Origin of the sequence: Salmonella sp. 3C, assembly GCF_025426275.1 — a bacterium.
Lineage (GTDB): Bacteria > Pseudomonadota > Gammaproteobacteria > Enterobacterales > Enterobacteriaceae > Salmonella > Salmonella enterica.
In genome coordinates, this window is sequence record NZ_CP104858.1 from 2163501 (window position 1) to 2180200 (window position 16700).

Here is a 16700-nt window from a genome sequence, read left to right on the forward strand (position 1 = left end):
ATATTATGGGAAATAAAAGCATACAAAAGTTTTTTGCCGATCAAAATTCTGTAATTGATTTATCTTCTTTGGGTAATGCCAAAGGCGCAAAAGTTTCTCTTTCCGGGCCAGACATGAACATTACCACGCCGCGTGGTTCAGTGATCATTGTCAATGGCGCTCTTTATTCAAGTATCAAAGGCAATAACCTCGCTGTTAAATTTAAAGATAAGACTATTACCGGCGCTAAAATTCTGGGCAGCGTAGATTTAAAAGATATTCAACTGGAGAGAATTGACAGCTCATTGGTTGATTCTGCTCAGGTAGAAAAGAAAGGTAATGGCAAACGACGAAATAAGAAGGAAGAAGAGGAATTAAAAAAGCAGCTTGACGATGCTGAAAACGCAAAGAAAGAAGCTGATAAGGCGAAGGAAGAAGCAGAGAAAGCTAAGGAGGCAGCAGAAAAAGCGCTCAATGAAGCGTTTGAAGTACAGAACTCGTCAAAGCAAATTGAAGAAATGCTGCAGAACTTTTTGGCTGACAATGTAGCAAAAGACAATTTGGCTCAGCAAAGCGATGCTTCCCAGCAAAATACACAGGCTAAAGCAACGCAGGCTTCTAAACAGAACGATGCTGAAAAAGTTCTTCCTCAGCCTATTAATAAAAATACCAGTACTGGCAAAAGTAATAGCAGTAAAAATGAGGAAAATAAGCTCGATGCTGAGTCTGTTAAAGAGCCGCTTAAAGTCACATTAGCGCTTGCGGCCGAAAGTAACAGCGGTAGCAAAGATGATAGTATAACTAATTTTACCAAACCTCAGTTTGTAGGTAGCACTGCTCCCAATGCCACGGTCATTATTAAAATTAATGGTATTGCTGTCGGTCAGGCTGTAGCGGATAGTTTGGGTAACTTCACCTTCACTGCGCCTGAAACATTGACTGATGGAACATATAATCTGGAGGCAGAGGCCAAGACTGCTGATGGGAGCGGTAGCGCCAAACTTGTCATTACTATCGATTCCGTTACCGATAAGCCAACATTTGAGCTTTCGCCTGAAAGTAGTGTGTCCGGTCATAAGGGCTTAACGCCGACCTTGACGCCTTCAATTGTTGGTACGGCGGAAGAGAATGCTAAGGTTGACATTTATGTAGATAATAAACTGGTTGCCAGCGTTGATGTCGATAAAGATGGAAACTGGAGTTATGAATTTAAGGATAATGAATTATCTGAGGGCGAAAATAGTATAAAAGTCGTTGCTGTAGATAAAGCAGGTAATAAAAACGAAACGACGGATAGTATCATAACCGACACCATTCCTCCGGAAAAGCCGACGATTGAGCTGGATGATAGTAGTGATTCCGGCATTAAAAATGACAACATTACAAATAGCACCCTGCCAACATTTATTGGTGTGGCGGAACCCGGTTCTACAGTCTCTATTTATCTTGGACTTAAACATCTTGGTGAGGTCATTGTTGCTAAAGATGGGACATGGAGCTATACGCTTACTACGCCGCTCAAGGATGGCGAATACAATATAACAGCAACAGCTACTGATATTGCCGGGCATACCTCAGCGACGGCAAATCTGCCTTTTACTATTGATACACGTATCAGCTATTTCAGCGCTGAGATTGAAACGACGAATGATAGCGGTATTGTCGGAGATAACGTTACTAACAATACTCGCCCAACCTTTACAGGTAAAACTGAGCCAAATGCTATTATCAGTGTCATAAATAGTGAGACTGGCGAAGAGGTTATTTTTAAAGCGAATGACAAGGGCGAATGGACGTTCAATTTCACTTCCGACTCAGTGGAAGGGATTAACAATCTTACGTTCACTGTTGAAGATGTCGCTGGCAACAAAAAGGATTTTTCCTTTAGTTACGTTATTGATACTATTGCCCCTGTACCTCCGACGGTTTCTTTGGAGGATTATGTTGTTTTGCCGAATGGTATAATTTTATCAGGGAATGATTTACCGGCTTTAGTCGGTACGGCAGAGCCAAAGTCTACCATCTTATTGATGCGAGATGGTAAATTATATGACAGCATTGAGGTTGACTCAAACGGGACCTGGAATTATCAGTTTAGTAATAAATTTCTTCAGGGCGCCTATGATATTGAAATCATTTCTCAGGATGCCGCCGGCAATAAATCCTCTACTGTTAAATATTCTTTTACTATTCAAACTGAAGTTGTACCTCCAAAAGCGGAACTCGATGCCAGTGATGATTCCGGTGCAAAAGGCGACTGGATTACCAATAAACATAATGCTCTGACATTACTGGGAACAGCGGATAGGTTTGCTACCGTAAATATCCTTATTGATGGTAAAACGATAGGCGTGACGACTGCGGATGCAGACGGTAACTGGAATTTTGATATTTCCCGAAATCTGTCTGACAATGTTTATAAGATTACGGTTGAATCCATCGATCCTTTAGGAAGAACGTCATCTGTAGATTATCAGCTTACCATTGATAGCTTTACGCCGATCCCTACTGTTATGTTGCATGATAGCGCTGACTCTGGCGTTAAAGGCGATATGATTACTAAAATTAATACGCCGTTGTTTACCGGGATGGCTGAAGCTAATGCTAAGGTTTCCATCTATGTTGACGGTGTGTTAAGTGGTGAGGCTATTGCTGGCGATGATGGTGTATGGAATTTTCAATTTACCACAGCGTTATCTGATGGCTCGCATGACGTAACGGTAAAGGTAGAAGATATTGCCGGTAATACTGCCTCCTCATCAGCGTATAATTTCCAAATCGTAACGCAAACGCAAAAACCAACAATAGAGTTGGTCAACGATACGGGGGTTGATAATACAGACCATATTATTAATGAAAAGAATCCTGCACTGACAGGAACCGCTGCACCCTATTCAACGGTTAAACTCTATATTGATGGTGCACTGATCGCTGAGGTCAGAACAAATAAAGATGGCAGATGGGAGTATACCCTGAAAGCCGATCAAGGTTTGGTTGATGGCGATCATAGAATAACCGCTTCAGTTGAAGATATCGCTGGCAACATTGCTCATTCGGATCCTTTCTTAATTAGCGTCGATACTGCTATTTCAATACCGATAGTTTCATTGAGCCCGGATTCAGATTCGGGAATTTCAGATGATAATTTAACGAATATCGTTAAACCTACCTTGCACCTAAAAGATATTGATCCGGACATTATCAGTGTTCAGGTATGGGATGCCGCGTCTGATACGCAGATCGGTGTTGCCACGCAACAACCTGATGGTTCATGGGCCTATACCTTTACTTCAGATTTAACGGAAGGCTTGCATCAGGTTTATGTCAAGGTTGAGGACATTGCGGGTAATAAAGCGAACAGCGCGGTATTCGATTTTACTATCGATACCACAGTATCAACGCCGGTGATTTCCCTGCTTTCTAAGGATGATACGGGGGTTACAGGCGATAACCTGACCAATATCAATAAGCCAGGTTTTGCTATTTCCGGTGTTGATGCTGATGCGCATCGGGTCGTCGTACAGGTGATGCACAATGGCGTGAGCGAAGAGATCGAACTTTCCCACCTCAATGGTAGTTGGTTATTTATACCAGGGAATACGTGGGCGGATGGCAGCTACACGTTAACGGTGAAAGTAGAAGATAAGGCAGGAAATACCAACTACTCAGCGCCGCTGACGGTCGTTATCGATACCCAAATCGCTATTGATGGGGTGGAACTGGTCAACGATAGCGGCGTGAAAGGCGATAATATGACCAACGACGACCGTCCCCACTTTCGTGTGACGGTACCTACGGATGTCAATGAAGTCCGTCTGAGCATTGACGGTGGTAATTCGTGGGTTCAGGCAACTCCGGGCGTGGCAGGAAGCTGGGAGTATATCTGGCCGACAGACCTGGCAGATGGTCAATACACGCTAACGGTGGAGGCGACTGATAAAGCAGGCAATACCGTGACGAAGACCATCGATTTCGCGGTGGATACCACGCTGTCAGTGCCGGTCATCGTACTGAATAGCGCGGACGATACCGGTGTCCAGGGCGATAACATGACGAATAGCACCCAGCCGACATTTGCCCTGCAGCATATTGATGATGATGCCGTTCGCGTTACGGTCAGCGTGGAGCATGGCGGCGTCACCACCACATTTGACGCCACGAAAGGCACAGGCGGATGGAGCTTTACGCCGACAGGGGCGTGGGCGGATGGTGATTATACCCTGAGTGTGTCAGTCGAAGATAAAGCGGGGAACACCAGCCATTCTGCATCGTTGACGGTGACGGTGGACACGCAAATCGCCATTAATAACATTGAACTGGTCAATGACAGCGGTATTCCCAACGATAATCTGACTAATAACGTGCGTCCGCACTTCCAGGTGACGGTACCGACGGATGTCAACGTGGTGCGCCTGAGCATTGACGGCGGCAAGACGTGGTTCAACGCTACCCAGAGCGCGACGCCGGGCGCCTGGGATTATATCTGGCCGGATGATGTGGCCGACGGAGGCTATACCCTGACGGTAGAAGCGACCGACAAGGCGGGAAACAAGACGACGCAGGAACTTGATTTCACCATCGATACCACTCTGTCTGTGCCGACCCTCTCGCTGGACAGCGCAGATGACAGCGGCATCGCGGGCGATAATATCACCAATGTTAAAACGCCGGGCTTTACCCTCAACAATATTGATACCGATGTCAGCCGGGTGATAGTGGAGGTAATGCACAATGGCATTAAACAGGAGGTGCCACTGGTTCAGACCGGCGGACAGTGGCGCTTTGCGCCGACCAGCGACTGGGCGGACGGCGACTATATCCTGACGGTGAAGGTAGAAGATAGGGCCGGAAATGTGAAGCAGTCCGCGCCGTTGACGGTGACAGTAGACACGCATATCGCCATTGACCGTATTGAACTGGTTAACGACAGCGGTATCCCCGGCGATAATCTGACCAATGAAGCGCGCCCGCACTTTCAGGTGACAGTACCGGCGGATGTTAACGGTGTAAGACTGAGTATTGATGGCGGCAAAACGTGGTTTGACGCCACGCAGAGCGCGACGTCGGGCGTCTGGGATTACACCTGGCTGACGAATGTGGCTAACGGCCCTCACACCCTGATGGTGGAAGCGTCCGACAAGGCGGGAAACAAAACGACGCAGAAACTGGACTTCACCATCGATACCATTCTGTCAGAACCGACTATTACCCTGGACAGCGCGGATGATAGCGCCGCTGGCGATAACATCACCAACGTTAAGATGCCAGGCTTTACCCTCGGTAATATCGACGCCGACGTGACCAAAGTGGTGGTGACGGTGGCGCATGATGGTAAGAACCAACAGATAGAGTTGATTAAGAACGGCGGTGTGTGGCGCTTTACGCCGGGCGCAGCCTGGACCGATGGCGACTATACGTTGACGGTAAAGGTAGAAGATAAGGCGGGTAATACAAATTATTCTGCGCCGCTGACGGTGACTATCGATACGCAAACGTCTATTGATCGCATTGAGCTTCTTAATGACACGGGTATTGTCGGGGATAACCTGACCAATGAAGCACGTCCACAGTTTCATATTACGGTACCGACGGACGTGAACTCTGTGCAACTGAGTCTTGATGGCGGCATCAACTGGGTTAACGCAACGCTGACGTCTGACGGCGTTTGGGAGTATATATGGCCGACAGATCTGGTCGAAAATACGTATACCCTGACAGTGAAAGCAACCGATGTTGCAGGCAACACGGCGACGGAAACGCTCAATTTTATCATTGATACCACATTGTCGACACCGACCATCACGCTGGATAGCGCAGATGATAGCGGCACCGCCAACGATAATAAGACTAACGTTAAAACGCCGGGTTTTATTATCGGCGGTATTGATTCTGACGTGACTCAGGTCGTCGTGCAGGTGATGCGCGATGGTCACAGCGAGGAGGTGGAGCTGACGCAGACTAACGGGCAGTGGCGTTTTGTACCCGGCAGCGCGTGGACTGATGGCGACTATACGCTGACGGTAACGGTGAAAGATGAGGCGGGTAATATTCGCCACTCAGCGCCGTTGACGGTCACCATCGATACGCAAATCGCCATTGACCATATTGAACTGGTCAATGACAGCGGTATTCCCGACGATAATCTGACTAATAACGTGCGTCCGCACTTCCAGGTGACGGTACCGACTGATGTCAACGTGGTGCGCCTGAGCATTGACGGCGGCAAGACGTGGTTCAACGCGACCCAGAGCGCGACGCCGGGTGTCTGGGATTATACCTGGCTGGCTGATGTGGGAGAGGGGAAGCATACCCTGACAGTGGAGGCGACCGACAAGGCGGGAAACAAAACGACGCAGCAACTGGACTTTATCATCGATACCCTACTGTCAGAACCGACTATCGTGCTGGACAACACGGACGACAGCGGAACAAAAGGCGATAACCTGACCAACGTAAATAAGCCGACGTTTTTACTGGGCAATATTGACGCAGACGCGCGGTATGTCACGGTTGAGGTGCAGCATGGCGGCACGAAAGAAGTGCTGACGGCTACCAAAGACGCGACCGGCAACTGGAGCGTAACACCGACCGGTACATGGGCAGATGGCGACTATACGCTGACAGTGAGGGTGGAAGATGAGGCGGGGAACGAAAAACACTCAGCGTCGCTGACGGTCACTGTTGATACCCAAATCACCATTGATGCTATTGAACTGGTTAATGATAACGGTATTCCCGGCGACAATATGACTAACGACGCCCATCCGCAGTTCCGCGTGACGGTACCGGGGGACGTTAACGAAGTTAGTCTGAGCATTGACGGTGGCGTGACCTGGGTTAAGGCGACACAGAGCGCGACGCCGGGCGTCTGGAATTATACCTGGCCGGGCACCGTGCCGGATGGCGACTATACGCTGAATGTGAAAGCGACTGACAATGCGGGTAATACGGTGACGGAGACACTCCACTTCACTATTGATACCACGCTATCAGTGCCGGTCATCGTACTGAATAGCGCGGACGATACCGGTGTCCAGGGCGATAACATGACGAATAGCACCCAGCCGACATTTGCCCTGCAGCATATTGATGATGATGCCGTTCGCGTTACGGTCAGCGTGGAGCATGGCGGCGTCACCACCACATTTGACGCCACGAAAGGCACAGGCGGATGGAGCTTTACGCCGACAGGGGCGTGGGCGGATGGTGATTATACCCTGAGTGTGTCAGTCGAAGATAAAGCGGGGAACACCAGCCATTCTGCATCGTTGACGGTGACGGTGGACACGCAAATCGCCATTAATAACATTGAACTGGTCAATGACAGCGGTATTCCCGACGATAATCTGACTAATAACGTGCGTCCGCACTTCCAGGTGAAGGTACCGACGGATGTTAACGAGGTACGCCTGAGCATTGACGGCGGCAAGACGTGGTTCAACGCTACCCAGAGCGCGACGCCGGGCGTCTGGGATTATACCTGGCTGGCTGATGTGGGAGAGGGGAAGCATACCCTGACAGTGGAGGCGACCGACAAGGCGGGAAACCAGACGACGCAGAAACTGGACTTCATCATCGATACCATGCTGTCAGAACCGACTATCGTGCTGGACAGCACGGACGACAGCGGAACAAAAGGCGATAACCTGACCAACGCGAATAAGCCGACGTTTATACTGGGCAATATTGACGCAGACGCGCGGTATGTCACGGTTGAGGTGCAGTATGGCGGCACGAAAAAAGTGCTGACGGCCACCAAAGGCGCGACCGGCATCTGGAGCGTGACACCGACCGGCACATGGGCAGATGGCGACTATATGCTGACGGTGAGGGTGGAGGATGATGCGGGGAACGTAAAATACTCAGCGCCGCTGACGGTCACGGTTGATACCCAAATCACCATTGATGTTATTGAACTGGTTAATGATAACGGTATTCCCGGCGACAACCTGACCAATGACGTTCGTCCACACTTCCGCGTCACGGTGCCAGGGGATGTCAACGAGGTACGTCTGAGTATCGACGGCGGTAATACGTGGGTTCGTGCAACACAGGGCACGGCAGGGATCTGGGATTACACCTGGCCGAAAGATGTGACCGACGGGCTACATACCCTGACGGTAGAAGCGACCGATAAGGCGGGAAATAAGACGACGCAGACGCTCGATTTTACCATTGATACCCGGCTGTCAACGCCTACCATCACTATGGATAGCAGGGACGATACAGGTGCCATTGGCGATCATATTACGAGCGTCAAAAGACCGGGCTTTACCATTGGCAATATTGACTCCGATGCGCAATCGGTCATTTTGCGGATCACACAGGGCGGCAATAGCCAGGAAGTGACACTAACCCAGGTTGGAGGACAGTGGCGCTTTACGCCAGATGCTGACTGGGCGGACGGTAGCTATACACTGACGGTAGAGGTAACGGATAACGCAGGAAACGTTCGTCAGTCCACGCCGCTGATAGTGACGGTAGATACGCAAACCAGCATTACTGATATTACATTGGTCAATGATCATGGCGTGCCTGATGACAATCTAACTAACAGCACCCGTCCGCAGTTTGAGATCACGGTGCCGGCGGATGTGAATTCTGTGCAACTGAGCATTGATGGGGGCGCAAACTGGGTGAGCGCGGCGCAGGGTATTGAAGGCGTCTGGGGCTATACCTGGCCAACGGATATGGGCGATGGAAAACACACCCTAACCGTCATGGTCACCGACAGAGCGGGCAATACGGCGACGCAAACGCTTGAATTTTTCATCGACACCCGGTTGTCGACGCCGACTATTGCGCTGGATAGCACGGATGATACCGGTACGCCTGGCGATGATATGACCAATCGCACCCGACCGACCTTTATTCTGCAGAATATCGATTCGGATGTTATCAACGTTACAGTCAGCGTCACGCATAATGGAACGACAACCTCGTTTACCGCGACACAGGGGGCTGGAGGCTGGAGCTTTACACCGCCAGCGCCGTGGGGCGACGGTGATTATACGCTGACGGTGACAGTGGAGGATCGGGCGGGAAATACGCGTCCGTCTACGCCGCTGACGGTGACAGTGGATACGCAAATAGCCATTGATCATATTGAATTAGTCAACGATAGCGGCGTCCCTGGCGATAATGTGACAAAACATGTGCGTCCGCAGTTCCAGATCTCGGTACCGGATGATGTGGAAAAGGTTCTTCTGAGTATTGACGGCGGCACGACCTGGGTTACCGCAATCAAGAGTTCGACGGCTGGCATTTGGGATTACACTTGGCCGACGGATATGCCAGAGGGACAGCATACCCTGACCGTGGAAGTGACTGACGGTGCGGGTAATAAGATGACGGAGACGCTCAATTTCACTATCGACATCACGTTGATGACGCCAACCATTGAGCTGGCGCCCGATCAGGATACCGGACAGAATAAGAACGATAATCTGACCAGCGTCACTCAGCCAGTATTTGTGTTGGGGAGTATCGATAAAGATGTTCGACACGTGGAATTGAGTATTGAGCATAACGGCACGTTTAAAACGGTGGTACTCACCGAATCAGCCGACGGCTGGCGCTATCGACCGGATTCTGCTTTGGCGGACGGTAGCTACACATTCACCGTGACGGTAACAGATGTGGCAGGCAACCAGCAAACATCCGCGCCTTTAAAGGTGACGATAGACGGTACGTTGACTACGCCGGTGATTGAACTGGCAGCTGGCGAAGATAGCGGTACTGTTGGCGATCGCCTCACCAATCACGATCGGCCTGTGTTCGACATACGCCAGGTTGATTCTGACGTTACGCGCGTGATGGTCAAAGTAACTTACAACGGTAAAACGCACGAGGAAGCGGCGGTATTCACCAATGGTCAATGGCGCTTTACGCCTTCTGCGAGCTGGGCTGATGGCTCATATCAGTTAGCCGTTGTGGTGGAAGATCTGGCGGGGAATGTAAAAGAGTCTGCGCCGTTTGAGGTGCGTATTGACACCACGACAACCATTAACAATATCGTATTGCTTAATGATACTGGCGTGCAGAATGATCAATTAACGAATGTTGCCAAACCGTCATTCAGAATTGACGTTCCCGGTGATGTCGTCCAGGTACGCGTAACCCTGGATGGTGGCGCTAACTGGAATGTGATACGCAAAAATGCCGACGGACAGTGGATTTTTGACAGCCCGAATACTCTGGTTGACGGCACATATACCCTTCGCGTAGAGGCCACGGATGAGGCAGGTAATATTGCGAATAAAGATTTAGTATTTAATATCGATACTAATATACAGGTTCCGACTATTGCTTTAGACGCAGGACAAGATACCGGAGCGAATACAGCCGATAATATCACTAATATTTCACGACCCACCTTTACGATTGGTAATGTTGACCCCGATGTTATCAAAGTCGTGGTGACGATTGATGGTCATGATTATAACGCGACTAAGGTTGGGGCTGGTTGGCAATTTACGCCAGGCAATGCCATTCCGGATGGTTCTTATAATATTACCGTTACGGTTGAAGATAAGGCCGGAAATACCGCGACATCGAAACCATTACCTGTTGTGATAGATACGACGGCTGAAATTGAAAGCGTCACGTTGGTTACAGATAGCGGTGATAGCGATGTAGATAACATTACCAAAGTCGACAAGCCGCAGTTTAGTATTGTTACCGCTGATGATATTACCCATGTGCGCGTTAAAATCGATAACGCCGCTAATTGGATTGAACTCACAAAAGGAGGGGATGGCCGCTGGATATTTAATGTCGGTTCGGCATTACCTGATGGGCAACACACTCTCTTGGTTGATGTGACTGATATCGCCGGCAACGTTGCGCAAGAAACGCTGCAGTTTACGATTGATACGACTCTGCGAGAGCCGACAATTGTACTCGATCCCACCCATGATACTGGTGATGATACTAATGATAATCTTACCAGGATTAACAAACCGGTGTTTATTATCGGTAATGTCGATAATGATGTATCACACATTGTGGTTCATATTGATGGTCGGGATTACACCATTGAAAACACAGGGGGGAATTTAACCTTTACGCCGGATCAACCGCTGTCTGACGGTCAGCATACGATCTCTGTTACCGTAACGGATATTGCTGGTAATACCAAAACATCGGCCGAACTGAAGATTGAAATCGACACGCAGGTTCAGATTGACAGTGTTACGTTAACAACAGATAGCGGCGTCAACGATCACGATAATGTCACCAATGCTACCCGTCCCTCTTTTGAAATTGCAACGCCTGATGATGTGACATCGGTGCTGGTTTCTTTCGATGGCGTAAACTGGACGCCCATCAGTAAAAATGCGGCCGGGCAGTGGGAATTTACTGCAGGTAGCGCATTGCCTGATGGTCATTATACTCTCCATGTCCAGGCGACGGATCGGGCAGGGAATACGGCAAATTCCACGCTGGGCTTCACCGTGGATACGCAGATTGACGGCCTGAGCGTCGTGATGCTGGACGACGCCGGAAAGGATTCTACGGATGGTATTACGAATATTACCTCTCCACGTTTTGAAATTTCAGCCAGAGAACCGCTGCAGAGCGTGACGGTAATTTTAAACGGGAAATCCAGCACACTGACTCAGGGGGCAGGTAATAAATGGCTGTTTACCCCTGATACACCGTTAGTGGATGGAACTTACAAAATAGAAATAGTGGCTGAAGATATCGCAGGTAATAAAATTAGCAAAGAGGTATCATTCACAATAGACACTATTGTTTCTGATCCCAGTATTGATTTGCTGGATGCGGATGATACTGGCGAAAGCGCTGTTGATAATATTACGAGTGTCACTAAACCACGTTTCGTTATTGGCAATGTATCCGCCGATATTGATACTGTTGTAATCAGAATTAACGGCGTTTCTTATCCGGTTACGGCAAATGGCAATAACCTCTGGGAATTCCAGGTTCCCGTTGCGTTAAACGATGGCGTATATGAAGCCGTTGTTGTCTTCAGAGATATTGCCGGAAATACTTCTGAAACTAAGCTGCCCTTTACCATTGATACCACGACAAGCGTCAGTGTCAGAATGGAGCCAGCGTCTGATACCGGAAATTCCAATAGCGATAACCTTACGAATAAGCAAAATCCCAAATTCGAAGGTACTGCAGAGCCCAATGCGAAACTGGTGATTACCATTGTTGACGATAAGTCAGGTCGGGAGGTTTTAAAACAAACGATTACGGTTGGCGCTGATGGCAACTGGAGTGTGACGCCGAATATACTGCCGGATGGCATGTATACCATCAACGTCGTCGCAACAGATGTCGCGGGAAATACTGCGCAAACGCAGGAAAGATTCACTATCGATACGGTTACGATCGATCCCACCATTCGCCTTTCGGATCCATCTATTGATGATCAGCATGAAGCAACCAGCCTGCGTCCTGAGTTCAAAGGGTTTGCCGAAGCGTTCTCGACGATTATGATTCAGTGGGATGGGAAAGTGGTCGGCTCCGCAAACGCCAATGCGAATGGCGAATGGAGTTGGACGCCGCCATCAGTATTAGCGCCAGGCTCCTATGTTGTGAGCATTGTTGCCAAAGATAAAGCGGGTAATGAATCGTCGCAGGTCGACTTTCCTGTAGTAATACCTGTTATTGATGTCACGCCTCCAACCATAAAGCTCAGCGAGGAGAGCGATAGTGGTGCCTTAGGAGACTTTACGACGAATAATAAAACGCCGACCCTGATTGGGAGCACGTTACCTAATACGATTGTGAGTATTTATGTGGATGGCGTGAAGGTCGGCGAGGCGACAGCGGATACAGCGGGTCGATATACTTTCCAGTTATCGGAAATGAAAGATGGCCATTATGTCGTCCAGGTGGGTATCGTCAACCCTCGCGATAATAGCGAACTGCGTTCCACCGCCGTTGATGTCACTATCGATACCGAGGTTGCTGAACTGGTATGGAATATATCTGGAATGCATGAGGGCGGATATATCAATACGGTGACGCCGGAGATTGGCGGCACCAGTGAGCCAAACAGCAAAATCACTATCTTTGTGAATGGCGTTGAAAAAGCGATTGCTTATACGACAGGCGCAGGACACTGGGGCGTAGTATTACCTGCTTTGGGTAATGACGGTAATTATGTATTAACGTTTAAAGTTGAAGATGTTGCCGGCAATATCAGAGAGTTTGGTCCGCAGAATGTGATACTGGATACGGTAATTTCGCCGTTAACCGTGGTATTACGCGAAGCTGATGACAGTGGCAAAGTTGGCGACTGGATCACCAATAAATCTCATGTCACCATCGATGGTACTGCCGAAGCCGGAAGTACTTTAACCATCAGGAGTCCGCAGGGGGTGGTTATTGCTACCCTGGTGGTAGGCAATGATGGTCGATGGAGCGCAGAATTAGATCTGCGTGAAGGTAGTAATGCCTTTGTCGTGGTATCGGAAGATAAAGCGGGCAACAGCCAACAAAAAGATATCCTGATAGAACATGATACGCAGATTGAAATCAGCGATATTTCATTAAGTCGGGATACTAATAGCGGTGATAAATATGATCTGATTACCAATAATAAGTCTCCGGTACTGGTTGCCATGACCGATCCCGGCGCGACGGTACAGGTTTATATTAATGGTGTGTTACAAGGCACAGTAGAGGCGAGTTCGTCAGGTAATATTAGCTATACCATGCCGGCAAATAGCGCCGACGGCGAGTATCAGGTGCAATTTGTTGCTACGGATACTGCTGGTAACCGGGTTGAGTCTGCGATTACAACCGTGACAATCGATTCTCAAATTGCTGTCTTTGACATTGATGAAGATTCATTACCGGCCCTCTCTAATAACCGGGCGTTGTCAGTCTCAGGTGTCGGGGAGGCTGGTTCTCAGGTCAGCATCTTTGTCGATGGTAAATTAGTCAACGTTGTTATGGTTGAGGCTGATGGCACATGGCGCGCGCCGATACTGCTGCAAGATGATGGTACGTTTAATATTCATTTCAGCATTACTGACGTTGCTGGCAACACTGAAGTGAGCAAGGATTATAGCGTGGATGTCGATTCATCAACCGACTTCCCAACGCTCAACCTTGAAGATGCAAGCAACTCTGGTTCACTTGACGATCTGATTACTAATCACAACAAGCCTGTGTTAGTTGGCACCGCAGAAGCGGGAGCCACAATCCATATTTATGTGGATGAAAAGATCGTGGCAAATGTGCTTGTGCTTGAAGATGGAACCTGGTCCTACCAGTTTGATAATGCGTTAAAAGATGGTGAATATTCTATCCGTGTGGTTGCCGAAGACCCGGCAGGTAATACGGCAGAATCGCCTCGCTTACTCGTCACGATAGATACCAGTACGTTTATCGATAATCCTGCTATGGTGGCAGGTTCTGATAACGGTATTTTCAGTAATGATAGTATAACGAGTCAGACCCGGCCTACGTTTAGTATTTCTGGAGAAATGAACCAGAGTGTTCAGATTTTCATTGATGGGGTGTTAGTCGATACGATCACGGTGACGGACAGAAATCAAGTTTATCGACCTGAGTCACCGTTGGGCGATGGTTCCCATAGCATTTATTATGTTATCACCGATAAAGCAGGCAACACGGCTACCTCGAAAACGCTAAAGTTTACTATCGATACCTTTAATACGACGCCTGTCGCCATTGATTCTATCGGTGGACAAACGTTAGCAGAGATGACCGGTAGTGATGGCAAAATATATATAACGGACACGACGCGTAACTTATTGTTTAGTGGCAGTGCCGAGCCCAATAGCAAAATAGAAATCATCATTAATGGCTTAAATGTGGGGGAAGTTTGGGTTAATGAAAAAGGCCACTGGCAGATGCCGGTGAACCCGCTTTATTTCACAGAAGGCCAACTGGATATCACTGTTAAATCTACGGACCGTGCTGGTAACGTAAATCAGGAAAAGTATTCCATTTGGGTCGATACGCATATCCAGGTATTTACCAGCGAGCTTGATGACAATAAATCATCATCGAAAACGGACTGGTGGAGTAATAGCTCCACTATTACCATGAGAGGTATGGGGGAAATTGGCGCTACGGTATCATTAATCGTGGCAGGGGTCACGTTGGCAACCGCTGTCGTTGCGGCTAATGGGCAGTGGGAATTATCGACCGATCAGCTTCCGGAAGGTAAATACGATATCACGTTGAGTATTGAGGATAACGCAGGCAACCGTAAGGAAGAGGTACATGAAATATTTATTGATCGAACGCCGCCAAACGCTCCGGTCGTAACGTATTCAGATATTGTCAACGATCTAATTATTATGCAGGGAACGGCGGAAGCCAAATCTCAGCTAATAATAACCGATAGTAATGGGAATACTTATACGTTAACCGTTCCTGATAATGGTAAATGGAGTATGGCGATCCCGTATCCATCGGAAGGGAAGTTTACCATTACGAGTGTGGATGCGATTGGTAACCGGAGTGATGATGTCCCTCTCGATATCATGAAAGAGGTTCCCGTTATTTCATTATCTCCAGACTCAGACAGTGGTACGGTGGGCGATAATATTACGCGAGATAAGCAACCTACCTTTATTATCGGGAATCTGGAAAGCGATGTTGTGGTCGTTCAGGTCGATATCAATGGGACCGTATATAATGCTGAAAAAAATGCCGATGGCGTTTGGTTCTTTACGCCAGGTACACCGTTAGCTGATGGTTCCTATACGATATCGGTAATCGCAAGCGATGCCGCGGGTAATCAGAAAAACTCGTTACCCATTACCGTTACGATCGACAGTACGCTGACGGTGCCGGAGATTGCGTTGGCAGCAGGTGAAGACAATGGCGTTTCAGACAGCGATAACGTGACGAATCACACCCAGCCTAAGTTCACGCTGCAGCATATTGATGCTGATGTGACCGGGGTGACCGTAAACGTGACGCATAACGGCGTGACAGACACCTATCAGGCGACGCAAGGCGCGGATGGCTGGACCTTCACGCCGCCAGCCGCCTGGAATGATGGTACCTACACGCTGAGCGTGACGGTGGTGGATCGCGCGGGGAACTCACAGCAATCTGCTTCGCTAGCGGTGACGGTTGACTCAACGGTGACGGTAACAGCGGATAGCCAGCATGACGATGCGAGCGATGACGCCACGGCAACAGCGGTTACTCCACCGGAGTCTGAAACAGTGAATGCCGAAAGCGCTACGCATCTTCGTACAGTGCCGTCTGCGGCGGAAGAAAGCGTGGTGAAGGAGACAGCCTATAGTATTACATTGTTAAACGCTGACTCTGGGGATGAAATAGATCGTTCAATTAGTCAGACACCTTCTTTTGAAATATCAGTACCTGAGAATATTGTTAATGTCAGTATTATGTTTGAAGGAGAAGAGTTTACTCTGCCGATAACTAACCAGAAAGCAATATTCGAAGTTCCGCTATCTTTGGAAGATGGTGAATATACTATGGACGTGAAATTCATTGATAAAGACAATGATTTCCTGATTAAGGAGAAAACATTCTCAGTCGATCACTCCTCGGCGGATATTGTGAACGCAATGAATGCAAGAGGAAAGACCGAGGATGATATTAATGATTCCCCTTCCACGAGTTCTGTAGGGCACAACAATAACGGCGCTATTGATGTTTTCGCCGTTAATGAAGTTACGCTACCTGTAGATAATCAAGAAGAACACGCATAATAACGGAGGCCCCTC

At 48.5% G+C, this 16700-nt stretch carries 1 protein-coding gene; it reads left to right on the forward strand.

Going from position 1 to position 16700, the window contains the following annotated elements:
- The first annotated feature begins 5 nt into the window (after positions 1–5).
- Positions 6–16685: a non-fimbrial adhesin SiiE gene (gene siiE, locus N7E69_RS10280; RefSeq protein WP_000527232.1), complete on the forward strand. Its 16680-nt coding sequence runs from the start codon at positions 6–8 to the stop codon at positions 16683–16685.
- Positions 16686–16700 lie beyond the last annotated feature (15 nt).